This window comes from Mesorhizobium sp. B2-9-1 (assembly GCF_006439455.1).
Taxonomy (GTDB): domain Bacteria; phylum Pseudomonadota; class Alphaproteobacteria; order Rhizobiales; family Rhizobiaceae; genus Mesorhizobium.
This window is the reverse complement of sequence record NZ_VFTP01000001.1, coordinates 73,499-96,540: the sequence shown is the minus strand read 5'-3', so window position 1 is coordinate 96,540 and position 23,042 is coordinate 73,499. Positions and strand designations below refer to the sequence as shown.

Sequence of the window (23,042 nt, the reverse complement as noted above, 5' to 3'; positions counted from 1 at the left end):
ATGCCTGCCCAAGAAGCCCGCAGGTGTCACACGAACAGCTTGCCTTCAGCCACCTTGACCGCATGGCCGCCAATGCGCGCGGAGGCCAGTTTCCCGCCATCGACGTTGAGCTCGAGCCGGATGCGCGACGGCCGGCCCATTTCCAGCCCCTGCTCGATCCAGAGTTGCGATATGCCGTCGGTCGGGGCGTCGAAATGCATGATGGCGCCGGCAAAGGCGGCCGCGGCCGAACCGGTCGCCGGATCCTCATAGGAAGGCGTGCCGGGCACGATCATGCGGACATGGAAAGCGCTGTCGTGATGGACCCGCTCGCGGCAATAGATGTAGGGGCTGGCGAAGGCCCATTCGCTCTTGCGCGGCGCCAATTCCGACCACGCCTGGTTGTCGAGCCGGATCTTGGCCGCCTCCTCCAGCCCGGCAACGGGAATCGTCACATAAGGCACGCCGGCCGACCAGAAGGCGACGCGGTGATTCTCGAAGCCGATCTCGTGCGGGGCAAGGCCGAGCGCGGCGCCGATCGCGTCGGGGTCAGCCTTGAGCTCCAGCGGTTCCGGCAATTTCGCCAGGTCGAACTCGGCGAAGGTCGAGCCGTCATGCTTGCTCACCGCGCAGCGCACCGGCCCGATATTCTCCTCCAGCACGAAGATGCCGGTCGCCTCGCCGGCGAGTTCGGCCAGCGCGATCGCCGAGCCGACCGTCGGATGGCCTGCGAAAGGCATTTCATAGTCGGGCGTGAAGATGCGTATGCGGTTGCGATGCTTCGGATTGTCGGGAGGCAGCATGAACACCGTCTCGGACAGATTGAATTCGCGCGCGATCGCCTGCATGCCGCCAGTGTCGAGCCCATCGCTGTCGAGCACCACCGCAAGCGGATTTCCGGCCAGCCCTTCGGTAGTAAACACATCGTAAAGCAAGTAATTGCGCGCCATGGAGAAAACCTTTCGCCTCGCCCCGAATTTCTGCCTCAATCCCAACATGAGGGAAATTTAATTTGAAATTCGAACCTTAAGGCCTGATTTGTGGACGGATAGGGACATCCATTTTCAGCATAGGGGTCCGGCGTGGACCAGCTTGTCAATCCGCCAAACGCGGAATCCGGTACTTCCATAGAGGCAGCGCTCGGGCTCGACCGCAAGGGCGTAAGCCGCAAGCGTCGCCGCTTCTGGTTCTACGCGCTGCTGACGATGGCGATCATCGCGGCCGGCATTGCCGTCTATCGGTCGTATGCCGCAGCACCTCCCAGGATCGAATACACCACCGTGCCCGCGGCGATCGCCGACCTCACCGTCGCGGTATCGGCCACCGGCACGCTGCAGCCGCTGACCCAGGTCGATATCTCCAGCGAGCTTTCCGGCATCGTCCGATCGGTCGCGGTCAACGAGAATCAGCAGGTCAAGAGGGGCGACGTGCTGGCGAGGCTCGACACCGCCAAGCTCGAAGTCCAGATCGAGCGCGCCACCGCCTCCGCCAAGGCGGCGGCAGCCGCCGTCGAGAACGCCAAGGTTACCTTGCAGGAGAACGAGAACGCGGTTGTGCGCGCAAGCGCGCTGACCAAGCGCGGCATGGCGACGGACCAGTCGCTCGAAGCGGCGACCGCAACGCGCGATCGCTCGAAGGCGGCGCTCGACAGCGCCGAAGCCAATCTCGCCATTGCTCAGGCCGATCTCAAGGCGCAGCAGACCGATCTCGCCAAGAGCACCATCTATGCGCCGATCGACGGCATCGTGCTAACGCGCTCGGTCGATCCCGGCCAGACGGTCGCGTCCTCGCTGCAGGCACCCGTGCTCTTCGTCATCGCCGCCGACCTTCGCAACATGGAATTGCAGGCTGCGGTCGACGAGGCCGATATCGGCGAGGTCAAGCCCGGCCAGCATGCCCGCTTCACCGTCGACGCTTTCCCGGACCGCCCGTTCGACGCCGAGATCCGCGACATCTCCTATGCCTCGGTCACCACCGACGGCGTTGTCACCTATAAAGCGCGGCTCGAAGTCGACAATGGCGAGCTGCTCTTGCGGCCCGGCATGACGGCGACCGTCTCGGTCGTCACCCGGCAGGCCAAAGGCGTGCTTACCGTCCCGTCGACCGCCTTCCGCTACCGCCCGATGCAACAGCAGGCACGCGGCTGGAGCCTGCGCGACCTCTTCACCGGCCGAATAGGCCGCCCCAACCGGCAAGCCGAGGCAACGAAGGCGCCGACCGACGGTTCGCGCACGCTTTATGTGCTGGAGAACGGCCGGCCGCATCCCGTCAACGTCAGAACCGGCTCGACCGACGGCGAGTTGACCGAGATCACCTCCGGCCTCGATGAGGGCGCTGAGGTCGTCACCGGCGCGCAGCAGCGGAGCTGACGAAATGTCGGCTCATCTTCTCATCAGTTTCGACAAGATCTGGAAGAGCTACGGCGAGGGCGAGGCCCGCGTGCACGCGCTGGCCGGCGTCGATCTTGCCATCCGCAGAAGTGAATTCGTTGCCATCATGGGTCCTTCCGGCTCGGGCAAGTCGACGGCGATGAACATCATCGGCTGCCTCGACACGCCGACGGCCGGAACCTACTCTTTCATGGGCATCGATGCGGGTCGCCTCGACCGCAACCGCCGCGCGCTTTTGCGCAACCTCTATGTCGGCTTCGTCTTCCAGGGCTACAATCTGCTGCCGCGCACCACAGCGGCGGAAAATGTCGAGCTGCCGCTGATCTATCGCGGCGTTGCCGCGCGCGAGCGCCGCGATCTCGCCATGCAGGCGCTGGCCGAGGTCGGACTTGTCGGGCGCGAGCACCACACGCCGGCCGAGCTTTCCGGCGGTCAGCAGCAGCGCGTGGCGATCGCCCGCGCCATCGTCACCAGGCCGACGCTGCTCGTTGCCGACGAGCCAACCGGCAATCTCGACACGGCGCGCACGCACGAGATCATGGAGCTGTTGACCAGGCTCAATGCCGAGCTCGGGCTCTCCATCGTCATGGTCACGCATGAGGCCGACGTCGCGAACTATGCCGGCCGCACCATCCGTTTCCTCGACGGCCATGTCGCCTCCGACACCTTAGCGGAGCAAGCGGCATGATCTGGGAGACCGTACGCCTCTCGCTGCGCTCAATCCGCCGCAACGTATTGCGCTCGTTCCTGACGCTGCTTGGCATCGTCATCGGCGTCGCGGCCGTCATCGCCATGCTCACCATCGGCTCCGGCACGACGGAGAAGGTCAAGGCGGATATTTCCAAGCTCGGCAGCAACCTGCTTGTGGTTCGCGCCGGTCGGCCGGCGGGACCCGGCGGACCGGGAGGGCTCGACCAGGCGGTGCGGCCGCTGGCCGAAAAGGATGTCGCCGCGCTCGTCGCGCATCTGAGCGGCGCCCGCGCGATTTCGCCGGCCTCGCAAAAGCAGGTCCGCGTCATCTTCGGCACCGAAAGCCTGACCTCTGGCGTGACCGGCACCGACAGCGCCTATCTCGACGCCCGCGACTGGAAACTGGTGTCCGGACGATCCTTCAGCGATTCCGAAACGCGCGCCGGCGCGGGTGTGTGCCTGATCGGCGAAACCGTGCGCCAGCAATTCTTCGGCGCCGGCGATCCGGAGGGCGAGATCATCCGCGTCAACCGCACCTCCTGCAAGATCATCGGCCTGCTCGAGCCCAAGGGCTATACCGGCTTCGGCCAGGACCAGGACAATGTCGTGCTGACGCCGCTGCACGCCTTTCAACGGCGCATCGCCGGCAACCGCGACATCGACAACATCTATATCGCCGCCGACGACCGCACCCCGACCACCGAGCTGCAGTCGCGCGTCGAGGATATCTTGCGCGACACACGCCGTATCACGCCCGACCGCGATCCCGATTTCGCCATCCGCGACATGACCCAGATCGCCGATGCGATGACCAGCGCCACCACCACAATGACCGGCATGCTGGGCGCCGTCGCCGGCGTCAGCCTGCTGGTCGGCGGCATCGGCATCATGAACATCATGCTGGTCTCGGTCACCGAACGCACGCGCGAGATCGGCATCAGGCTGGCGATCGGCGCGCATGAAAAACATATCCTCATCCAGTTCCTGGTCGAGGCGACGGTGCTGTCGCTCTTTGGCGGTATCATCGGCATCCTGACCGGGCTTTCGCTGGCCGGCCTTGCCTCGATGACGCTGACGATACCGTTCGCGCCAAGCCCCGCCGTCATCATGCTCGCCGTCGGCTTCTCGGCGCTGATCGGCATGGTGTTCGGCTTCTTCCCGGCGCTGCGCGGCGCCAGGCTCGACCCGATCGACGCGCTCAGGCACGAATAGTCAGAGGCATCGTTCTGCGCCTGTGCCCCGATCTTGCGGTGACGCTGCGCTGAAAGAGCGGATGGGTGCTGCTAGCGATCGCCGGCGAAATGCCACTCGACCAGCGGCTTCATGTGCGGCATCAGGCCGTCGGGCAGATCGGCGGCATTGCGGATGATGACCGGCCCTTCGATCTCCGGCTCGGTCTCGGCGGCGACGAAGGCACTGATACGGCGCGCCAGCTCGTCGGCCGGCTCGGCCACCCGGTAGCGGCGGAAGATCACCGTGCCGCTTGCCATCGATAGCGCGTGATAGCGCTGTCCGCGCTCGGCCGCAGAAAGATCGAGCCCGGTCTCCTCTCTCACCTCGCGGATCATGTTGAAGTCGACATCGGCCAGCCCGTCGCGGAAATCGATCGGCTCGAACGAGCCGGCGGCGAAATAGACGCGGCCGGCATTGACCGTATGCTGCCCCATGCGGATCGCGACCAGCGCATTGTCGCCGGCGACCAGCACGGCATGCGCGTAGGCGTGCTCGGCGCCGGAATTCTCGCGTCGCTTGCGCCACAGCATGAAGGTCGAATAGTTCACCGCGTGGCAGCGGCCGACGAGGCGGCCGTCGCGGTAGGCAAGCTCGGAAAGCAGCACCACGGCGCCGTCGAACAATGCCGGATTGGCGGCGATCTCCCGCCGCCAGTTCTCGGCGATGGCTGCCGCATTGCTCAGCGCGAAGGGATGCGGGCCGGGATCGAGGCGGACATCGACCGCATCGACCGGAAGAATGACGTTGCGCGGCAGGTCGAAACTCAACAGCGTCATGCCATGTCCAGTGTGATCGCCACCGGGCAGTGGTCCGACGCTTTCGGCCTGTCCCAGCCCGCGCGCGGGAAACGTTCGACCTCCTGTCCGGGCGGAAAGATGGTGCGCCAGGGCTGGCCGTTGCGGATGATGTCGGGAACGGCGGTGGCATTCTTCGCTGCCAGCGCCTTCGACAGCAGGATATAGTCGAGTTGGCAAAGGTGCCGCTCCTCCGGGCCGCGCGTATGGTAGAAGCTCCAGCGGTCCATCTCCGGACGCCGCTCAACGACATTCTCGCAAAAGCCCCCTGCGGTGAGCACATCGATCGAGGACCGGGTTTCGTCGATGACCTCGAAATGGTAGCCGTCAATGGCGTCGCCATCGATCTTCACGCGTTGCCGGTAATCGTTCATGTCGCCGCAGATCGCCCAGCGTTTGTCGGCGGCATGGTCCTTGCCGAAACGCTCCTCGACGATGCGGCGCACCGCTTGCGCTTCCGCGATGCGCAGCGGCATCGACGCCTGGCGGCCATCCAGCCCGTTGCGCGGCGGCCCCATCGATTTGAAATGCACCAGATAGAGCGTCAACGGCACGCCGCCGACCCTCAGGTCGATCTCCAGGCAGTCGCGGCGAAAGACACGCTCATTGGCGAGATAGCCGAGCGCGGCGAGCTCCGGCGTGAACAGGCCGAACTGTTCGAAGGTGACATAGGCATGGCTGGTCATGCGCACGAAGTCGATCGGCTGCCCTTGCGCTGTTTCGTTGCGCATCATCACCGCGACATCGATGCCGCGCGTATCGTTGCCGGCGGTGGTGTATTTCTGCCGGTAGCCCTGGCCGATCATCTTGAACAGATAGCCATATTCGAAAGCCTTCAGCGCCTCGATATTGTCGACCTCCTGCATGCAGATGATGTCGGCGCGGGTGGCTGCTATGGCGAGCGCCGTCATCTGGCGCGTGTCGTCGGACTGGGCGATGGCACGGGCCTGCTCGAGAAACCGGTATTCGGCCTCGCTCTGGATATCGAATAGGGCCAGCGTGCGGTCTTCATTGAGCTGGTTGCGATAGCCCGAGAAATCGAACCTGCTCATCAGGTTCTCGACGTTGAAGGTGGCAAGCCGCAGCGACATGGCCGTGACCTTTGCCCGCAAGCGGGGGCGAAAACAAGAGCCAGGCGCGATACTCGTTATGGTTGATGGAACCTTTCCGTTCATCCTCCGTTCAGACGGAAAGTTCCAACAATGGGCCTCTTCCCGAGTTGTGCTGGGCGTGGGGCCTTTGCTCCTTGGAGAGTGAAATGAAACCGCTTTTTTCTTCCATGAGATCCGGCCTCTTGGTCCTGGGCCTCGTTACCGGCGTGACGGCGCCATCGGTCGCTGGACCGATCCTGCAACCCGATCTGTCGACCGCAACCAGCACGGCGGCAACCATCATACCCATCCGCGACAGCTGGGCCGGCGGCAACGACCGGCGGGGGATGTATGATTGGCGCTGGCGGCGCGGTGGCGACTGGCGGGGCCGGGATTTCAGATGGCGCGGCGACGACTTCCGCTCTCGTCATTTCTCCCGCAACTGGGACGGCGGCGGCGACTGGCGCTGGCGACATCATCGCCATCATCGGGGTTTCGACAATGGTGACGCCGCCCTTCTGGGGCTGGGCCTAGGCCTGGGCCTGGGTAGCCTCGCCTACAACAACTACTACGATCCATACTATTACGACCCTTACCCGCGCTACGTTCAGCCGCGGCGCATTTACCGGACCGAGCGGCTTTCCAGGGCCCATGTCCAATGGTGCTACGACCGCTACCGGTCCTATCGGGCCTGGGACAACACGTTCCAGCCCAACTACGGCCCGCGCCGGCAGTGCATCTCGCCCTATATCTGAGCCCTTCGGCAGGAAGAATGAGACGGCGCCCTTCGCGGCGCCGTTTTATTTGCCGCAACCTGTGTCCGCCATCGGCCGATAACCCTAAATTCATCAGCGGCGGCTATTCATCCACGCCGTTGTCCCCCAATATGACGATTCGCGCGAACGGGGTGCGAGACGTGCACGCCATGGCCGAAAACGAACACAGAAACCAACACAGGCAACGCGTGCTCAAAGGCGCGGCGATCCTGACCGGCATCAACAATTCCGAGGTCAGATGCATGGTGCGCAACATGCATGCTAACGGCGCAGAGTTGAAAGTGCCGATCGATGCGCGCGTGCCGGACGAATTTCTGCTCTATGTGCCGGTCGACGGCATCGGCTACAGGGCCGTGGTGCGTTGGCGCCGCGAGGACCGCATCGGCGTCGAGTTCACCGGCACCGAGCCCAAGCCGAATTGGCATTACGGCTAAATCCCGGACCCGACCAGCTTGCTTGGCAAAGAAAGGCCGGCGGATCGCTCCGCCGGCCTATGGAATGCAACGGTGAAATCGAAGATCAGTTCTTCGCCTTGTCGACCAGCTTGTTCTCGGCGATCACCCGCGTGACCGCAGGGCGAAGCACGAGGACGCGCAGGCAAAAAGACGTGGATCGCCTTAGTTCTTCGCCTTGTCGACCAGCTTGTTCTTGGCGATCACCCGCGCGACCGCAGGGCGAAGCCCGAGGACGCGCAGGCAAAAAGACGTGGATCGCTTTAGTTCTTCGCCTTGTCGACCAGCTTGTTCTTGGCGATCCACGGCATCATGGCGCGCAGCTTCGCGCCGACTTCCTCGATCTGGTGGCTGTCGTTGCCACGGCGGATGCCCTTGAAGCGCGACAGGCCGGCGCGATATTCCTGCATCCATTCCGAGGTGAACTTGCCGGTCTGGATGTCCTTCAGGATGCGCTTCATCTCGGCCTTGGTCTCGGCGGTGATGATGCGCGGACCCGAGACATATTCGCCCCATTCGGCGGTGTTCGAGATCGAGTAGTTCATGTTGGCGATGCCGCCTTCATAGATCAGGTCGACGATCAGCTTCACCTCATGCAGGCACTCGAAATAGGCCATTTCCGGCGCGTAGCCGGCTTCCACCAACGTCTCGAAACCAGCGCGGATCAGCTCGACCAGGCCGCCGCACAGCACCACCTGCTCGCCGAACAGGTCGGTCTCGCATTCCTCGCGGAAATTGGTCTCGATGATGCCCGAACGGCCGCCGCCGACGCCGCAGGCGTAGGAGAGCGCGAGGTCGAGCGCGTTGCCCGAAGCGTCCTGGTTGACGGCCACCAGGCACGGCACGCCGCCGCCCTTCTGGTATTCGCCGCGCACCGTGTGGCCCGGGCCCTTCGGCGCGATCATGACGACGTCGACCGAGGCCTTCGGCTCGATCAGGCCGAAATGCACGTTGAGGCCGTGCGCGAAGGCCATCGCGGCGCCGTCGCGGATGTTCGGCGCGATCTCGTTTTTGTAGATGTCGGCCTGCAATTCGTCGGGCGTCGCCATCATCATCAGGTCGGCCCATTTGGCAGCGTCCGCCACGGTCATCACCTTGAGCCCGTCGGCCTCGACCTTCTTGGCGGTCGCCGAGCCGGCCTTCAGGCCGATGGCGATCTCCTTGACGCCGGAATCCTTGAGGTTGAGCGCGTGCGCCCGGCCCTGGCTGCCATAGCCGATGATGGCGACCTTCTTGCCCTTGATCAGATTGAGATCGGCATCACGATCGTAATAGACACGCATTGTGGTCTTCCTTCCCGTTTGAAGATCAGAGGGCCTGCGGCCCGGTTTTTGCTCCGAAAAGAGCGAGAAACTGTTGCGTCGCGCGGCGGGCATCGCCGCCGATCGTCGCCCCAGTCAATTCCACCCGATCACCGAGCAGCAGACGTATCTGCACGTCGCGGCCGACCAGGCCGAAAAAGGTCCGGAACGCCGTCTCGGCGTCCTCGAAATCGAGCAGTCCTGCCAGGCGTCCGGCTTCGAGCACAGGCTTCAGGCGCTTCGCCAAGGCAAAGCGGCCGTTCTGCAGCACGACGGCGCCGAGATCGTCCTTGCCCGAGCCGGCATGGCTGACCGCGACACGGTTGAGCGCGATCGAGGTGTCGCTGGAAATCACCTTGAGCCAGTCGGATGCGAAGCGTTCGAGGCTCGCGGTCAACGAAGCAAGGTCGAGCCCTTTGCGATCGACCGGCGCCACGCGCACTTTGGACGCCTGCCACTGCACTGTCGCCGTCAGCAGCCCGTCGCGGTCGCCGAACCATTTGTAGAGCGTTTCCTTGGAGCAGCTTGCCCGCCGCGCCACCGCGGTCATGGTCAGGTTGTCGCCCTCCTCGACCAGCAGGCGAAGCGCCGCATCCAGGACGGCCTGCTGGCGCTCGGTGAGCGTCTCGCTGTTGTCGATATCCTGCACGCTGTGCAACACGTTTGCCCTCGGCTACGTCAATAAGACCGGTGCGTACCGTACGTTACGGTTCGGTTCTATGCCGTATTGCCGGACGTCATGCAAGCCCTATTTTCCATTTCCTTGCCGGAGGGATACGATGCTGGTCGGTCTGCTCGCCCTGGCTGTGGCCGCCGCTTTCACCGGTGCCGCTGTCTATGTCAGCGTCGCGGAGCAGCCTGCGCGGCTTGGCCTCGATGACCAGGCGTTGCTGCGCGAATGGCAGCCCTCCTATAAGCGCGGCGCCGCCATGCAGGCCTCGATTGCCATGGTCGCCTGCGTTCTCGGCTTGATCGCTTGGTGGCTGACGGGCGCGTCGGCCTATCTGGCCGGTGCGCTGTTCATCATTCTGCCTTGGCCATGGACGCTGCTGGTGATGATGCCGACGAACCGGATGCTGGAGGCGATGGATGCCGAGGCCGCCAATTCTCAGGCGAGGTCATTGATCGTCAGGTGGGGCGAGATGCATCTGGTCCGTGTCGCACTGGGCGGGCTGGCGACGATCGCATTTCTATGGGCCTTGCGCCTGCCCTGAAAGCTCGTCGGCTCATGGATTTCAGTCCGTGACAGGCGGATCGCGCAGCCGCCCGAGCAACCCGGCAAGCATCTCCAGCTCTTTGGCTGACAGCCTGTCGCCCATCAGTTCCGCGATCGAGGCGCCATAGACGGCCCAGATGCGGCGGCGCATGTCCCGACCGCTTGGCGTGATGCGCACGGTCTGGCCCCGGCCGTCATCCGAAACGGGGAGCTTTTCGACGAGGCCATCCGCTTCCAGCCGGGCCAGCAGCCTTGAAACGCCGTACTGCGCCAACAGAACGCGATCGATCAGCTCGAACGGCCGCAGCCCTCCCTCGCCCGCTTCCGCCAGCTCGTGCAGCACGTCATACCAGCCTAGCGGCGGCAGCCCGCTGGCCTTCAGCGCGTCCTCGGTCTTTTCGACCAGTTGGCGCGAGACGCGCATGAGGCGCGCCCAGGCGGCGACGGCTTCGGGCGATGGGGATTTCTTCGTCATCGGCGCAGCCTAGCGGATAGATGCAAATGCATCAAGCTTGACGATCGATGCGAGTGCATCCATATAGATGCAAACGCATCGATATGGAGTTCTCCGATGAAACATGAAATCTGCAAGATCGCTGATATCCCGCAAACCGGCAGCCTGATCGCGCCGTTCTTCGGCCGCGAGGTCCATGTCTGGCGCAGCGGCGAGCGCATCCGCGCCGCGGCCAATGCCTGCCTGCATTTCGGCGGGCCGCTGGAATGCAAGGACGGCTCATTTGTCTGCCAATGGCATGGCGCGAAGTTCGACATCGCAAGCGGCGAACACCTGGAAGGCCCGGCGCCGAAGGGCTCCCGCCTGATGTTCCTGTCGACCCGCGTCGAAGACGGCGCGCTGAACTACGTCTGGGGGGAATAGATGACCGCCAGGCTCACTCTCGTCAGCCATCACCTCTGCCCCTACGTCCAGCGCGCCGCGATCTCGCTTGCCGAGAAAGGCGTGCCGTTCGAACGGGTCGATGTCGACCTTGCCAACAAGCCCGGCTGGTTCAAGGCGGTCTCGCCGCTTGGCAAGGTGCCGCTGCTGCGCGTCCGGCATGGCGACGCGCAGGAAATCATCTTCGAATCCGCCGTTATCCTCGAATTTCTCGAGGAGACGGAGGCCAATCCCTTGCACCCTGCCGATCCGCTGCTGCGGGCCAGGCATCGCGCCTGGATCGAATTCGGCTCGGCGATCCTCAATGCCATCGGCCGTTTCTATTCCGCTGCCGATGAAGCCGCTTTCCTCCATGAAAGCAGGGGCTTGTCCGGGATGTTCGCGCGTGTGGAAGCAGAACTCGCGGCAAGGCAAAGCGGTCCGTGGTTCGCCGGAGATCGTTTCTCGCTGGTCGATGCCGTCTACGGACCGGTCTTCCGCTATTTCGACACGTTCGACAGCATCGACGATTTCGGCATTCTGGACGGCAAGCCGCTCGTCCAGGCCTGGCGCGCGGCCTTGAGCAAACGGAAATCGGTGACCGAAGCCGTCGGCCCGGACTATCCACGGCGGCTGCATGCCTTCCTTCTGGCAAAGCAATCTTATCTGTCTGGGATCATCCGGCGGCAGGCCATCGCCACTCCGCAAGCCCGATCCGCCTGAACGGATCGATTACTGTACCAGCGACCATGGCCGCAAGGAATTGCGGCCCTGGCGGAACTCTCGCTAACGCCGCGACCATATGGTCGCGGACAAAGGGAAGGGCCGCGGAGTCCGACTGGTAGAATGGCGTCAGCGACCGCGACAGCGCCTGGAATACGCGCACATGCCAGCGCCTTGCCTTCGCATAGGTGTCGAGCGCGTCGTCGACACCTTTCGCCTGCGCCAGCGCATGCCTGAGCGCCGCCGCGTCGAGCAGCGCCATGTTCGCGCCTTGCCCGAGCTGCGGGCTGGTCGAATGCGCCGCGTCGCCGATGACGGCAAGCCGCCGGCCGGCCGGCAGTGTCATCGTGTGGTGGCCATAACGGGCGAGCGAGAGCTGCTCGAAACTGTCGATCTGGCTGGTGAAAGCCTCGCACTCTGGCCACACAGAGACCACCCTCGCTTTCCAGGCATCGAGGCCCTTCGCCTTTATCTGTTCGGCATCGGCCGGCTTGAGGCTCCAGAAGAAGGCCGCCATCTCTTGCGCGCCGGGCTCCGGCCGGCCGATGGGCAGCACGCCGACCATGACGCTCGCCTTGTCATAGCGCTGCAGCAGCGCCCGCTTGTCAAAGCCGCCCCGCCAGCCGAGCGACGCCCAGAATGCCCCATAGGCGAGCGGCCGCGGCATGGCGGCATCGCCGAGATAGCGCCGCAGTGTTGAGCGCGCGCCGCTGGCATCGACAATGAGGTCGAAGGGTCCGAGCCGGCTGCCATTGCCGCCGACCAGCGTCGCCCGCTCGCCGACTTTCAGCGTTTCGACCTCGACATTGGTTTCGATGGCGACCGCTTCGCGCAAGGCGGCGCGGTAGAGCACCCCGAACAGCGCCGCCCGATGCACGGCGAGGCCGAAGCGGCGGCCGCGCCGCGCGTCATAGCGGACTTCGAGCACCGTGCGCCCGCTGCCGGCATCAGTGCCGTGCAGCCGCTCGATACGGCTGCCAAGTGAAAGGATCTCGTCGAGCAGGCCGAGATCGGCGAGAACGGTTAGCCCGGTCGGCTGCAGGATGAGGCCGGAACCGACAGGCTTCGGCGCATCGAAGCGCTCGAAGACGGTGACGTTGTGCCCGGCTCGCTTGAGGTAAAGCGCTGCCGCCAGCCCGGCCGGACCAGCACCGGCAATCGCTATGTCGTAAGACTTGCCCATCGTACCCCAACCCGACCTTGCGGGGACAATCCCGCTTGGAACGCTCCGGATCAATCGGGCGCTTTGACGCTTGTGTCGAGAGATCAGCCCTAGGCAGCGTCGAAGGCGGCGCGGGCGGCGCGCACCGCGTCATGATTGAGTTCGGCCCATTGAACGAGCTGTTGCAGAGGCAGGAACATCGAGCGTCCAAGATCGGTCAGGCTATATTCGACACTCGGCGGCTTGGTCGGGAATACTTCGCGGTGCACATATCCGTCCCGCTGCAGATCATGGAGCGTCTGCGTCAGCATGCGCTGCGAAATGTCGGGAACCAACCGGCGCAGCTCGCCAAAGCGATAGGGCTTCTCGGCCAGCGCCATCACCAGCAGCGAGCTCCATTTGCCGCTGATGCCCTGGATCACGTCGCGGACCGGACAATCGGCGAAATTGGCGCCGTTCGTCATGGCCTTGTAGACCTCGAGCTTGGCTTTCAGATTGAAGATCTTGCTGTCCATCGCGACATCCGCTGATCGAAACTAAAGCATGTCTCCCGAAAACGGGAACCGGTTTCAGGATAAAGACATGCGTAAAAATCAAAAACCTAAAGCGCATGGAGCGAATCTGAAAGATCGCGACGCGCTTTAGGCCGGCCGGGGTGGTTCCCTCGCAGTGCCTACCTCCCGAAAAACTGCCTTCTTTACGGCCTGCGGTCAATTCCTATTTTAGCGCTGGTCTCTTTTTGAGACCATCAATCAGACCCGCCATTGGCATTTTCAAGGGATACCCGATGACCGAAACCCTTCTCGTAACCGGTGCTTCCGGCCATCTTGGCCGCGCCGTCATCAATCATCTGCTTGGCGAACGGAAAGTCGCGCCAGCCAATATCATCGCCACCACGCGCAACCCGGAGAATCTCGCCGATCTGGCTGCGCGGGGCGTCGCTGTGAGAGTCGCCGACTTCGACGATAGGGCTTCGCTGGAAGAAGCGTTCACGGGCGCCGACCGGGTGCTTGTCATCTCGACCGGCGAGCTCGACCTGAAAAGCGACCGGCGCCTGAAGCAGCACCAGGCAGCGGTGGCGGCGGCCAAGGCGGCCAAGGTCTCGCACCTGCTCTACACCTCGATGCCCAATCCGGAGCCCGGCTCGCCGGTGCTGTTTGCCGGCGACCATTACGGCACCGAAGAGGCGATCAAGGCGAGCGGCATCCCCTACACCATCTTCCGCAACGGCTGGTACCAGGAGAACCTGTTCATGTCGCTGCCGCACGCCATTGCGTCGGGCAAGTGGTACAGCTCTGCCGCCGACGGCCGCGTCGCTCACGGCGCGCGCGACGACATGGCGGCGGCCATTGCTGCCGGCCTCGCTTCCGGCTCGAAGCAGAGCGAAATCCATACGCTGACCGGCCCGGAGGCCTACACGACAAGCGAGATCGCCGCGCTGGTGAGCGAAGTCATCGGCAAGCCGCTGGAGGTCATCCAGTTGCCGGACGAGGCGCTGACCGAAGGGGTGAAAGCGGCGGGCGTTCCCGAGGACTTCGCCCGCATCATCGTCTCCTTCGATGCCAACACCCGCGCCGGCCGCATAGGCGAGGTGACCGATGCCGTCGAGAAGCTCTCAGGCCGCAAGCCGCGGACGCTGAGGCAGTTCCTCGAAGCGAATAAGACTGCCCTGCTCGGTTGAAGTCTGGCGCGCCTGGGGAAGTCGTCCCGCGGGCGCGCTTCACTTCGACTTCTTGAGCAATCCAAGCCGGATCAGGCTCTCAGCGGTCGCGACGAGCGCGTCTTCGCGCGATCGCGGCGCCCAGCCGAGCAGGCGCACGGCCTTGGCGCTCGTGGCGTTCCTCGGTTTGCCCAGTTCTGTCACGATCTGGGCCGCTTGCCCGTCGAACAGGCCGACGATCCGGACCAGCCAGTCCGGCAACACCCTGGTCGTGATGCGCGAGCCTGCGTCGCCCAGTCGCGCTTTCAGCGTCCGCGCGATCTCGAGCATCGTCATGAAGTCGCCGCTGATGGCCAGGAACCGCTCGCCCCTGGCGGCGGGATTGGTCATGGCGCGCAGATGCAGGTCCGCGACGTCGCGCACGTCGACCACGCCGAACACCATGCGCGGCAGGCCGGGCATCTCGCCATCCATCAGGCGCCTGATGAAATCCGTCGACGTCGAATGATCCGGTCCCAGAACCGGCCCGAAAATGCCGACCGGATTGACGACCGCCAACTCCAGCGACCCGCCCTGCGCGGCGATGAAATCCCACGCCGCCCGCTCGGCCAGCGTCTTCGATTTCACATAGGCGCTCACCTTCTGCGACAGGTCGGTCCAGTTCTCTTCCGTGAACGGATGGCCGGCGATCGGTAGCTGGCCATAGCCGATGGCGGCAAAGGACGAGGTGAGCACGACGCGTTCGACGCCGGCATCGCGCGCGGCCCGCAGCACGCGCAACGCCCCCTCCCTGGCCGGGACGATCAGGTCGTCCTCGTGCTTCGGCACGCCGGGCGGAAAAGGCGAAGCGACGTGAAGGACGTAGCGGCATCCGCCGACCGCTTCCGCCCAGCCTTTGTCGCCCGTGAGATCGGCATGGGCAAAGGAAAGCGCATCGCCCGGATCGGCGCCGCCGGCCTTCAACATGGCGAGAACATCGGCTTCGCGCTTGGCCGAGCGAACGCTCGTGCGCACGCGGTAGCCCGCGTTCAAAAGCCCAAGGATGCAATGGGCGCCGAGGAAACCGGAGCCGCCGGTCACAAGCACCAATTCGCCGCTCATGCCCGCCTCCCCTCAAGAGTAATTCCAGCAGCTTTCCATCGGAATTGCGTGACGCTGAGCTACCCCGTGCGGCGCAGTTTCTCAGATCGCGACCTGCGTGCCAATCTCCACCACGCGTCCGGTGGGAATCTGGAAATACTCGGTCGCGTCCGACGCCGTCTTCGCCAGGCCGATAAACAGCCGATCCTGCCAGATCGGCATGCCGGAATTGGGCGAGGCCTTAAGCGAGCGACGCGACAGGAAGAAAGACGTCGTCATGATGTCGAACTTCCAGCCCTGCTTGCGGCAGATGGCCAGGGCGCGCGGAATGTTCGGCTGCTCCATGTAGCCGAAAGTCAGCGTCACCCGCATGAACAGCTCGTTGACCGTCTCCAGCTTCACGCGCTCGCTGTCGGGCACGACCGGCTGCGGCGCCGTCACCACTGAAAGGATGACGTTCTTTTCGTGCAGCACCTTGTAGTGCTTCAGGCTGTGCATCAGCGCCGTCGGCGCGCTCAACGGATCGCTGGTCAGGAACACGGCTGTACCGGATACCAGCTGCGGTTTTTTCTTCAGAAGATTGGCCGCCAGGAAATCGAGCGGGATCTCGTTGCGGCGCGTCTTGTCGAACAGATAGCGGCTGCCGCGCACCCAGGTCCACATGCCGAGGATGATGGCGAAGGCGACCGCGAGCGAGGCCCAGCCGCCCTCGAACACCTTGACGACGTTGGAAGCGAAGAAGCCAATGTCGATCAGGGCGAACACCGCCGTCAGGCCGATCGCCGGCCAGATGTTCCATTTCCAGATGCGCGTCATGATGATGAACAGCAGCGTCGTCGTCACCAGCATGTTGCCGGTGACGGAAATGCCGTAGGCCGAGGCGAGCCTGCTGGATTCGCCGAAGCCAACCACCAGCAGCATCACCACCAGCGCCAGGAGCATATTGACGCGCGGCATATAAACCTGGCCGGACTGCTTCTCCGACGTATGCAGGATTTCAAGCCGCGGCAGCATGTTGAGCTGCACCGCCTGTCTGGTCAGCGAATAGGCGCCGGAGATGACGGCCTGGCTGGCAATCACGGTCGCCGCGGTTGCAAGGACCACCATGGGGATGAGCGCCCAGCCCTCATTCATCTCGAAAAACGGGTGGCCGACCGTACCCCCCTTGGCAAGCACATAGGCGCCCTGCCCGGCATAGTTCAAAAGCAGGCAGGGAAACACGATCGCAAGCCAGGCCAGCACGATCGGTTTGCGGCCGAAATGGCCGAGGTCGGCATAGAGCGCCTCGGCGCCGGTGACGGCCAGGAAGACGGCGCCGACCGTGACGAAAGACACGTCGGGCGAATTGATGAAGAAGGCCACGATGTAATGCGGGCTTATGGCCCACAGGATTTCCGGGTCCGAGATGATGTGCTTCAGCCCGGATATGCCGATGGCAAGGAACCATATGGCGGTGACCGGCCCGAACACCAGGCCGACACCGCCCGTGCCGAAACGCTGCACGGCAAACACGGCGGCGAGAATGAGCAATGTCAGCGGCACCACATAGGGCTGGAAGGCGGGGGTGACGACGTTCATGCCCTCGACCGCCGACAGCACCGAGATGGCCGGCGTGATGACGGCATCGCCGAAGAACAGCGACGCGCCGACGATGCCGATGCCGAGCACGATCGCCGAGCGTGTCGGGAAAGTGCCGCGCGCCAGCGCCATCAGCGACAGCACGCCGCCCTCGCCGCGGTTGTCGGCGCGCAGCACGAACATGATGTATTTTACCGTGACCGTGATGGTGAGCGACCAGATGATCAGCGACAGCACGCCGAGAATGTCGGCGCGGTTGGCCACGTCGCCGCCCGACGAGGCGTGCAGCGCCTCGCGGAAGGCGTAGATCGGGCTCGTACCGATATCGCCATAGACGACACCGAGCGCCCCCAGCATCAGCACCTTGGTGCTGTGCTGTTCGATCTCTGGATGGCTCGATTGGTCGACGGGTTCTGCCTCAGCACCATTGGCAAGGGCCATGGACGACACTCCGATAAAATGCGCGGTGCTCTACGCTTGCTGCAGTGCAATATCAAGTGCCCTAGCGTGAGGGCTCCCATGCCGCCGACGCACGACTTCACTGCGTACGGAGCGCGTTGGCACCGTCATCCGACAGAAACGGGCCTCGTCAGATAGCGACCTGCGTGCCGATCTCGACCACGCGTCCGGTCGGAATCTGGAAATACTCCGTTGCATCCGCTGCCGTCCGCGCAAGGCCGATGAATAGGCGGTCCTGCCAGACCGGCATGCCGGAATTGGGCGAGGCCTTAAGCGAGCGACGCGACAGGAAGAACGACGTCGTCATGATGTCGAACTTCCAGCCCTGCTTGCGGCAGATGGCCAGCGCGCGCGGAATGTTGGGCTGCTCCATGTAGCCGAAGGTCAGCGTCACCCGCATGAACAGCTCGTTGACCGTCTCCAGCTTCACGCGTTCGCTGTCCGGCACGACCGGCTGCGGCGCCGTCACCACCGACAGGATGACGTTCTTTTCATGCAGCACCTTGTAGTGCTTCAGGCTGTGCATCAAAGCTGTGGGGGCGCTCAGCGGATCGCTGGTCAGGAACACGGCGGTGCCCGAGACGAGCTGCGGCTTCTTCTTCAACAGGTTCCCCGCCAGGAAATCGAGCGGGATCTCGTTGCGGCGCGTCTTGTCGAAGAGGTAGCGGGTTCCGCGGATCCAGGTCCACATGATCAGACCCATGAGGCAGGCGACGGTGATCGACACCCAGCCCCCTTCGACGATCTTGACGACGTTGGCCGAGAAGAAGCCGAGATCGATGACGCCGAACAGCAATGCCAGCGCTAGTGCGGCCGCAACCTGCCATTTCCAGAGCCAGCGCATGACCACGAACAAAAGGATCGTCGTCATCAGCATCTCGCCGGTCACCGAAATGCCGTAGGCCGAGGCGAGCGCGCTCGAGCTGCCGAAACCGACGACCAGAAGCATCACGCCGAGCGCCACCAGGAGATTCACCCTCGGCATATAGATCTGGCCGCTCTGCATCTCGGAAGTATGCTGCACCTCGATACGGGGCAGAAGATTGAGCTGCACCGCCTGCCTTGTCAGCGAGAAGGCGCCGGAAATGACGGCCTGGCTGGCGATGACGGTGGCCGCGGTCGCCAGGCCCACCATCGGCATCAGCGCCCATTCGGGCAGCATCTGGAAGAACGGGTTGGTGGGCTTGCCGCCATGCGAGAGCACGAAGGCGCCCTGCCCGAAATAATTCAGGAGCAGGCAAGGGAAAACGATTGCGAACCAGGCCATCACGATCGGCTTGCGGCCGAAATGGCCGAGGTCGACATAGAGCGCCTCAGCGCCAGTGACGGCCAGGAACACGGCGCCCACGGTGACGAAGGCGCCTGTCGGCGTGGTGGCGAGATAATAGATCGCGTAATAGGGATTGATCGCCAGGAAAACGGACGGGTCGTCGATGATATGATAGATGCCGGCCGCGCCGATGGCCACGAACCAAGTCGCCGTCACCGGTCCGAACACCGCCGCCACCTTGCCGGTGCCGAAGCGTTGCACGGCGAAAAGCACGGCCAGGATGACCAACGTGATCGGGACCACATAGGCATCGAGTGCCGGGGTAATGACTTTCAGGCCCTCAACCGCCGAAAGCACCGAGATCGCCGGCGTGATGATAGAATCGCCGAAAAACAATGCCGCGCCGCAAAGGCCGATCACCAGGATGAAACGCGAGCCCGGGGGATAGGCGCTGCGCGCCAGCGACATCAGCGACAGCGTGCCGCCTTCGCCCTTGTTGTCGGCCCTGAGCACGAAGGCGACATATTTGATCGTGACGATGATGGTGAGCGCCCAGACGATCAGCGACAGCACGCCGAGCACGTCATAGCGGGCGACCGAACTCGACGAGGCATGCAGCGCCTCGCGGAAGGCGTAGATCGGGCTCGTGCCGATATCGCCGTAGACGACGCCCAGCGCGCCAAGCATGAGGACCTTGGTGCTGTGCTGCCGCTCGGTTTCGGCATGGCCCGAGCGTTCGAGGGATTCCGTCTCGCTGGCGTTGGCTAGCACCATGAACCCCATTTCATCAGATTCGCCACGCTTCGACGTCGCCGCAACGCGCGGGACGCACCGAAACTGCCGGAGTTACGCAAGGCGCCCTACCATCCGCAGGCCTTCAAGAACCGCCCGACAGTGCCGGCCATGCCATACTCCAGCGCATCCGCTGTCAACCCATGTCCGATCGATACTTCGGCTAATGCCGGAATGCGTTTGGCCAGCGGCGGCAGGTTCTTCACGGTCAGATCGTGGCCGGCATTGACACCGAGCCCGGCCGCGAATGCCGCATCAGCGGTTTTTCCCAATCTTTCCAGTTCTTTCGCCGCCTTTTCGGAATCGGAATGGAAGCCACCATAGGGGCCGGTATAGAGCTCAATGCGGTCGGCGCCGGTATCGCGCGCCGCGTTCACGCCATCAGGATCGGCGTCGGAGAACAAAGACACCCGGAACCCGCCCTTCTTCAACCGCTTGACGATCGGAATGAGGAACGCCGCCTGGGCGACGAAGTTCCAGCCATGGTCAGAAGTCGCCTGTGCAGGGTCGTCCGGCACCAGCGTCACTTGCTCGGGCTGGTTCTTTTCGACAAGCGCCAGGAAATCCTCGGTCGGATAGCCCTCGATGTTGAACTCCGCGCCCGGAAACTCGTCATCGATCAGCGCCCTGATCTCCGGCAGGTCGGAATGCCTGGTGTGCCGCTCGTCAGGGCGCGGATGCACCGTCAGCCCGTGCGCGCCGGCGGCAAGCGCTATGCGGCCAAGTCCGGTCACGCTCGGCCATGGCAAGTCGCGACGGTTGCGCAGCATGGCGACGGCGTTGAGATTGACCGAAAGCTTGGCGGGCATGAGCTGGGGTCCAGTGGATCGGCGCGCATCTATAGCGCCTTTGACGGGAACAGATAGAGGGTTTCGCGTGTTCCAGGGGATAGATGGAGGCTAAGATAAGGATTTGCCAGTGAATTTCCTCGAAGCCGTGCCGGCGATCCGCCGCATCGAGACCAACCGCGATGCGCTTTTCGCCATCGACGTCGTCGGCGATGTCTCGCCGGCCGATGCGGAAAACCTGTTCGGCCTGCTGGAGGCCGCCTACGCGCTGCATCCCAGGATCGACGTGCTGGTCAGGTTGACCGACGAGGAAAGCGTCGACTGGGCCAATATCAAGCAAGACACGCTCAAGCAGGGCGTGGCCGACGCGATGCAACATGTCGTGCGCTGCGCGGCCATCGGCGAGCCGAGTTGGGCCCCCCTCGTCGCCGGCCTTTTCCCCAAGACGCTGCCTTTCGAATTCAGGCGCTTTGGCGTCGACGACGAGGAAGCCGCCTGGCAATGGCTTGGCGCAAGACCAACGGACTAGCGCACCACCGTCAGTCGCTCCGCGGCCCGGGTGATGGCGGTGTAGAGCCAGCGCTGCCTGGTTTCCTTGAACGCCCAGCTCTCGTCGAACAGCACCACGTCGTTCCATTGCGAGCCCTGCGCCTTGTGCACGGTCAGCGCATAGCCGTAGTCGAAATCGTCGAAGCGCTTCTTCTGCTGCCAGGGGATCTCGGCATCCGGATCCTCGAATGCCGCCTTGAGCAGCTTGATCTTGGCGACGCCGCGGTCGGGGTCGTCGTCTTCCGGCGAGACCAGAAGATTGATGCCAGGTTTCACCGTTTCGCGCGACGAGGTCATCACCTTCCACAGCGAACCGTTGAGCAGCCCCTTGGCCGGATCGTTGCGCAGGCAGACCAGCTTGTCGCCGGCTTGCGGGAAGTCGGCATTGAACCCTTTCAGCTCGCGCAGCCTTTGATTGTAGCGCCGGCGCGTGCGGTTGGTGCCGACCAGCACCTGGTCGGCCTTGAGAACCAGCTCCTGGTTGACTGCTTCCCTGCCGATCACCTGCGCCGTGCCGTAGTCGCCATGCATGAATTCGCGGCCCTCGCGCACGTCGAGCGCCAGCCGGATGATCGGATTGTCGCGCGCCTGGCGGTGGATTTCCGTCAACAGAACATCCGGCTCATGCTCGGTAAAGAAGCCGCCGCCCGAGATCGGCGGCAGCTGCGCCGGGTCGCCAAGCACCAGGATCGGCGTGCCGAAACTCTGCAGGTCGCGGCCGAGCTGCTCGTCGACCATCGAGCATTCGTCGATGACGACAAGCTTGGCGCGCGAAATCGGGCTTTGCCGGTTGAGCGAAAAGGTCGGCGACATCGATGTCTTGCCGGTCACCTCGTCCTCGACCGATTCCTCGCCCTTGGGCCTATAGATCAGCGAATGGATGGTGCGGGCGTTGGTCGCGCCCTTCGAGCGCAGCACCTGCGCCGCCTTGCCGGTGAAGGCGGCGAACTGCACCTGGCCGTCGACATGCTCGGCGAAATAGCGCGCCAGCGTCGTCTTGCCGGTGCCGGCATAGCCGAACAGCCGAAAGACCTGCGGCCGGCCCTCCTTGAGCCAGCGCCCGACCGCCTTCAGAGCCTCGTCCTGTTGGGGAGAAAATTCCATCAGTGCGACAGACCGGATTCGCTGACGAAAGACAAGATTGGCCCGCCATGTCGACCGTTGTCGGCTGCGGGCGCGAGCCTCGTCAACTCAGGCTATCAGTCGCCAACCGGAACGTAAAGAGAACAAAAACGATCTATCGGCCTGCGCCCGGATCATTCTCCAGCAGGATCGGCTTGCCGTGCGGGGTCGCATGCGCGGCGCGTTCCCAGGCGGCGGCAAGCTGGTCCACCTCGACCTTGCCGGCGACCCCTTTTCGCGACAGCAGCTTCTCCAGCGCCGCCAGCCAATGCTCGTAGTAGTCGTGGCCGTCCGTTGCCGCGCCTGGCCGCTTCACCTCGGCCGAAAGCGCCTCCGCCCACTCGCTCCACGAAAACAGGCCCTCGCCGTGCAGCGCCACCGTCATGGCGAAGGCTTCGGCCTGCCACGGCTCGGGCAAAGACCGGCTCGTCGAAACCGGCCGGCAAAGCACCTTCATGCCGGCTCAAGATAGCTCTCCCAGGCGTCGATCGAGACGCTGAGCGTCGGATCGGCGCCTTCGCCCCAGATTTCGCCCCCGTCGAACACCACGGTGTAGACCCATTGCGGGTTCTCCCCCTTGCCGTGCGCATTGCTGTCGGGGAAGACGAAGCCGTCGCGCACCGCCTCAATCCTGCCGTTCTTGCCGCGCGCATAACGCGGCAGGTGCGTATGCCCAGTCGGGTTGAAATTCTTCGTCCGCACCCGGTCGCCCGCCTGGAACCGCGCCGGCGTGGTGACCGGCCGGTCGCACGGGCCGCCCTTGGCGAGCACGGCCGGCACATCCCTGGCGACCGGTGTAGCCCAGCGAGGCGATCGCCGCCGTCGCGTCGCGCTTGAGCCATTCGGCATAGGCTGGATCATTCCAGGCCTTCGCCACCACCCGCGCCCCGTTGCGCGGGCCGATCTTCGTCTCATAGGTGTCGATGATGACTTCGATGGCCGCAGGGTCGATCAGGCCCTTTTGGGTCAGGATCGTCTCCAGCGCGCGCACGCGCGCCGCGAACGGATCGAGCTCGTTGTCGTGGTCATGATCATGGGACATGGCCACAGACTAGGATCGGCT

Annotated in this window: 23 protein-coding genes and 3 pseudogenes; 10 read left to right on the top strand and 16 right to left on the bottom strand. The window is 64.0% G+C overall.

Annotated features, from left to right (window positions below; translation table 11 throughout):
- Window positions 1–26 precede the first annotated feature (26 nt).
- Entirely contained in the window at window positions 27–929 is a 903-nt protein-coding gene (locus FJW05_RS00480; protein WP_140626945.1) for a PhzF family phenazine biosynthesis protein, read from the bottom strand.
- Window positions 930–1,061: 132 nt separating this feature from the next.
- Between FJW05_RS00480 and FJW05_RS00475 the strand changes: the two genes are divergently transcribed.
- The 3 genes from FJW05_RS00475 to FJW05_RS00465 are packed head-to-tail and all read left to right on the top strand — an operon-like array spanning window position 1,062 to window position 4,271.
- The gene (locus FJW05_RS00475; protein WP_140626943.1) at window positions 1,062–2,348 is read left to right on the top strand and encodes an efflux RND transporter periplasmic adaptor subunit; all 1,287 of its coding nucleotides are present in this window, start codon (window positions 1,062–1,064) and stop codon (window positions 2,346–2,348) included.
- A gap of 4 nt (window positions 2,349–2,352) precedes the next feature.
- A complete protein-coding gene (locus FJW05_RS00470; protein ID WP_140626941.1) occupies window positions 2,353–3,057 on the top strand; it encodes an ABC transporter ATP-binding protein in 705 nt (234 codons plus the stop codon).
- Window positions 3,054–4,271, top strand: a complete 1,218-nt coding sequence (locus FJW05_RS00465) for an ABC transporter permease (protein WP_140626940.1) — start codon at window positions 3,054–3,056, stop codon at window positions 4,269–4,271. The genes FJW05_RS00470 and FJW05_RS00465 overlap by 4 nt, the downstream gene beginning before the upstream one ends.
- A gap of 71 nt (window positions 4,272–4,342) precedes the next feature.
- Here the strand turns inward: FJW05_RS00465 and FJW05_RS00460 are convergent, their stop codons facing one another.
- Together FJW05_RS00460 and FJW05_RS00455 are read right to left on the bottom strand one after the other, a co-directional pair.
- Window positions 4,343–5,059 carry a hypothetical protein gene (locus FJW05_RS00460; RefSeq protein ID WP_140628129.1) on the bottom strand — a complete coding sequence of 239 codons (717 nt, stop codon included), beginning with the start codon at window positions 5,057–5,059 and terminating at the stop codon, window positions 4,343–4,345.
- A 5-nt stretch (window positions 5,060–5,064) separates the two neighbouring features.
- Window positions 5,065–6,177 (bottom strand): endonuclease/exonuclease/phosphatase family protein, encoded by a 1,113-nt coding sequence (locus FJW05_RS00455; protein WP_140626938.1) that lies wholly within the window; start codon window positions 6,175–6,177, stop codon window positions 5,065–5,067.
- 167 nt (window positions 6,178–6,344) lie between these two features.
- Here FJW05_RS00455 and FJW05_RS00450 point away from each other — a divergent pair, with 167 nt between their 5' ends.
- Window positions 6,345–6,932: a BA14K family protein gene (locus tag FJW05_RS00450; RefSeq protein WP_140626936.1), complete on the top strand. Its 588-nt coding sequence runs from the start codon at window positions 6,345–6,347 to the stop codon at window positions 6,930–6,932.
- 170 nt (window positions 6,933–7,102) lie between these two features.
- Entirely contained in the window at window positions 7,103–7,387 is a 285-nt protein-coding gene (locus FJW05_RS00445) for a PilZ domain-containing protein (RefSeq protein WP_140626934.1), read from the top strand.
- A gap of 281 nt (window positions 7,388–7,668) precedes the next feature.
- Here the strand turns inward: FJW05_RS00445 and ilvC are convergent, their stop codons facing one another.
- Window positions 7,669–8,688, bottom strand: coding sequence for a ketol-acid reductoisomerase (gene ilvC, locus FJW05_RS00440; protein WP_140626932.1), 1,020 nt, complete (start codon window positions 8,686–8,688; stop codon window positions 7,669–7,671).
- Between the two features lie 25 nt (window positions 8,689–8,713).
- Window positions 8,714–9,367 carry a TetR/AcrR family transcriptional regulator gene (locus FJW05_RS00435; protein ID WP_140626930.1) on the bottom strand — a complete coding sequence of 218 codons (654 nt, stop codon included), beginning with the start codon at window positions 9,365–9,367 and terminating at the stop codon, window positions 8,714–8,716.
- A gap of 121 nt (window positions 9,368–9,488) precedes the next feature.
- On the opposite strand from FJW05_RS00435, the gene FJW05_RS00430 reads away from it, so the two are divergent.
- Window positions 9,489–9,920 (top strand): DUF1772 domain-containing protein, encoded by a 432-nt coding sequence (locus tag FJW05_RS00430; RefSeq protein ID WP_181164842.1) that lies wholly within the window; start codon window positions 9,489–9,491, stop codon window positions 9,918–9,920.
- Between the two features lie 21 nt (window positions 9,921–9,941).
- Here the strand turns inward: FJW05_RS00430 and FJW05_RS00425 are convergent, their stop codons facing one another.
- Entirely contained in the window at window positions 9,942–10,397 is a 456-nt protein-coding gene (locus FJW05_RS00425) for a MarR family winged helix-turn-helix transcriptional regulator (RefSeq protein ID WP_140543147.1), read from the bottom strand.
- Between the two features lie 96 nt (window positions 10,398–10,493).
- Between FJW05_RS00425 and FJW05_RS00420 the strand changes: the two genes are divergently transcribed.
- Both FJW05_RS00420 and FJW05_RS00415 read left to right on the top strand, forming a co-directional pair.
- Window positions 10,494–10,799, top strand: coding sequence for a Rieske (2Fe-2S) protein (locus tag FJW05_RS00420; protein ID WP_140543146.1), 306 nt, complete (start codon window positions 10,494–10,496; stop codon window positions 10,797–10,799).
- Window positions 10,800–11,519, top strand: a complete 720-nt coding sequence (locus FJW05_RS00415; RefSeq protein WP_140626928.1) for a glutathione S-transferase family protein — start codon at window positions 10,800–10,802, stop codon at window positions 11,517–11,519.
- On the opposite strand, the gene FJW05_RS00410 is transcribed toward FJW05_RS00415, so the two are convergent.
- The gene (locus FJW05_RS00410; RefSeq protein ID WP_181164813.1) at window positions 11,473–12,702 is read right to left on the bottom strand and encodes an NAD(P)/FAD-dependent oxidoreductase; all 1,230 of its coding nucleotides are present in this window, start codon (window positions 12,700–12,702) and stop codon (window positions 11,473–11,475) included. The genes FJW05_RS00415 and FJW05_RS00410 overlap by 47 nt on opposite strands.
- Window positions 12,703–12,791: 89 nt before the next feature.
- Window positions 12,792–13,196 carry a helix-turn-helix domain-containing protein gene (locus tag FJW05_RS00405; protein WP_140626926.1) on the bottom strand — a complete coding sequence of 135 codons (405 nt, stop codon included), beginning with the start codon at window positions 13,194–13,196 and terminating at the stop codon, window positions 12,792–12,794.
- A 272-nt stretch (window positions 13,197–13,468) separates the two neighbouring features.
- Between FJW05_RS00405 and FJW05_RS00400 the strand changes: the two genes are divergently transcribed.
- Window positions 13,469–14,362, top strand: coding sequence for an SDR family oxidoreductase (locus FJW05_RS00400; protein ID WP_140626925.1), 894 nt, complete (start codon window positions 13,469–13,471; stop codon window positions 14,360–14,362).
- Between the two features lie 39 nt (window positions 14,363–14,401).
- Here FJW05_RS00400 and FJW05_RS00395 read toward each other — a convergent pair whose 3' ends face one another.
- The 4 genes from FJW05_RS00395 to FJW05_RS00380 form a co-directional block, all read right to left on the bottom strand.
- Window positions 14,402–15,442 (bottom strand): aldehyde reductase, encoded by a 1,041-nt coding sequence (locus FJW05_RS00395; protein WP_140626923.1) that lies wholly within the window; start codon window positions 15,440–15,442, stop codon window positions 14,402–14,404.
- Between the two features lie 81 nt (window positions 15,443–15,523).
- On the bottom strand, window positions 15,524–17,440 hold the full coding sequence (locus FJW05_RS00390) for a potassium transporter Kup (RefSeq protein WP_140626921.1): 1,917 nt from the start codon (window positions 17,438–17,440) through the stop codon (window positions 15,524–15,526).
- 148 nt (window positions 17,441–17,588) lie between these two features.
- Window positions 17,589–19,502 (bottom strand): potassium transporter Kup, encoded by a 1,914-nt coding sequence (locus FJW05_RS00385; protein ID WP_140626919.1) that lies wholly within the window; start codon window positions 19,500–19,502, stop codon window positions 17,589–17,591.
- Between the two features lie 86 nt (window positions 19,503–19,588).
- Window positions 19,589–20,329 carry a pyridoxine 5'-phosphate synthase gene (locus FJW05_RS00380; protein WP_140626918.1) on the bottom strand — a complete coding sequence of 247 codons (741 nt, stop codon included), beginning with the start codon at window positions 20,327–20,329 and terminating at the stop codon, window positions 19,589–19,591.
- A gap of 109 nt (window positions 20,330–20,438) precedes the next feature.
- Between FJW05_RS00380 and FJW05_RS00375 the strand changes: the two genes are divergently transcribed.
- On the top strand, window positions 20,439–20,837 hold the full coding sequence (locus tag FJW05_RS00375; protein WP_140626916.1) for an STAS/SEC14 domain-containing protein: 399 nt from the start codon (window positions 20,439–20,441) through the stop codon (window positions 20,835–20,837).
- On the opposite strand, the gene FJW05_RS00370 is transcribed toward FJW05_RS00375, so the two are convergent.
- The 4 genes and pseudogenes from FJW05_RS00370 to FJW05_RS00355 all read right to left on the bottom strand — a co-directional run.
- A complete protein-coding gene (locus FJW05_RS00370) occupies window positions 20,834–21,961 on the bottom strand; it encodes an ATP-dependent RecD-like DNA helicase (RefSeq protein WP_140626914.1) in 1,128 nt (375 codons plus the stop codon). The two genes, FJW05_RS00375 and FJW05_RS00370, sit on opposite strands and share 4 nt — an antisense overlap.
- A gap of 133 nt (window positions 21,962–22,094) precedes the next feature.
- A pseudogene (locus FJW05_RS00365) lies at window positions 22,095–22,446 on the bottom strand (nitrile hydratase accessory protein).
- Window positions 22,433–22,750, bottom strand: a pseudogene (locus FJW05_RS00360) (SH3-like domain-containing protein); the annotation flags it as partial. The pseudogenes FJW05_RS00360 and FJW05_RS00365, both read right to left, overlap by 14 nt.
- Window positions 22,751–22,763: 13 nt before the next feature.
- Window positions 22,764–23,021: pseudogene (locus tag FJW05_RS00355) on the bottom strand (nitrile hydratase subunit alpha); the annotation flags it as partial.
- Window positions 23,022–23,042: the final 21 nt, after the last annotated feature.

Coding starts and splice junctions, on each gene's coding strand:
- FJW05_RS00480 (WP_140626945.1), bottom strand. CDS start 929: ATGGCGCGCAATTACTTGCTTTACGATGTGTTTACTACCGAAGGGCTG.
- FJW05_RS00470 (WP_140626941.1), top strand. CDS start 2,353: ATGTCGGCTCATCTTCTCATCAGTTTCGACAAGATCTGGAAGAGCTAC.
- FJW05_RS00465 (WP_140626940.1), top strand. CDS start 3,054: ATGATCTGGGAGACCGTACGCCTCTCGCTGCGCTCAATCCGCCGCAAC.
- FJW05_RS00455 (WP_140626938.1), bottom strand. CDS start 6,177: ATGTCGCTGCGGCTTGCCACCTTCAACGTCGAGAACCTGATGAGCAGG.
- FJW05_RS00450 (WP_140626936.1), top strand. CDS start 6,345: ATGAAACCGCTTTTTTCTTCCATGAGATCCGGCCTCTTGGTCCTGGGC.
- FJW05_RS00445 (WP_140626934.1), top strand. CDS start 7,103: ATGGCCGAAAACGAACACAGAAACCAACACAGGCAACGCGTGCTCAAA.
- ilvC (WP_140626932.1), bottom strand. CDS start 8,688: ATGCGTGTCTATTACGATCGTGATGCCGATCTCAATCTGATCAAGGGC.
- FJW05_RS00425 (WP_140543147.1), bottom strand. CDS start 10,397: ATGACGAAGAAATCCCCATCGCCCGAAGCCGTCGCCGCCTGGGCGCGC.
- FJW05_RS00420 (WP_140543146.1), top strand. CDS start 10,494: ATGAAACATGAAATCTGCAAGATCGCTGATATCCCGCAAACCGGCAGC.
- FJW05_RS00415 (WP_140626928.1), top strand. CDS start 10,800: ATGACCGCCAGGCTCACTCTCGTCAGCCATCACCTCTGCCCCTACGTC.
- FJW05_RS00410 (WP_181164813.1), bottom strand. CDS start 12,702: ATGGGCAAGTCTTACGACATAGCGATTGCCGGTGCTGGTCCGGCCGGG.
- FJW05_RS00405 (WP_140626926.1), bottom strand. CDS start 13,196: ATGGACAGCAAGATCTTCAATCTGAAAGCCAAGCTCGAGGTCTACAAG.
- FJW05_RS00400 (WP_140626925.1), top strand. CDS start 13,469: ATGACCGAAACCCTTCTCGTAACCGGTGCTTCCGGCCATCTTGGCCGC.
- FJW05_RS00395 (WP_140626923.1), bottom strand. CDS start 15,442: ATGAGCGGCGAATTGGTGCTTGTGACCGGCGGCTCCGGTTTCCTCGGC.
- FJW05_RS00390 (WP_140626921.1), bottom strand. CDS start 17,440: ATGGCCCTTGCCAATGGTGCTGAGGCAGAACCCGTCGACCAATCGAGC.
- FJW05_RS00385 (WP_140626919.1), bottom strand. CDS start 19,502: ATGGTGCTAGCCAACGCCAGCGAGACGGAATCCCTCGAACGCTCGGGC.
- FJW05_RS00380 (WP_140626918.1), bottom strand. CDS start 20,329: ATGCCCGCCAAGCTTTCGGTCAATCTCAACGCCGTCGCCATGCTGCGC.
- FJW05_RS00370 (WP_140626914.1), bottom strand. CDS start 21,961: ATGGAATTTTCTCCCCAACAGGACGAGGCTCTGAAGGCGGTCGGGCGC.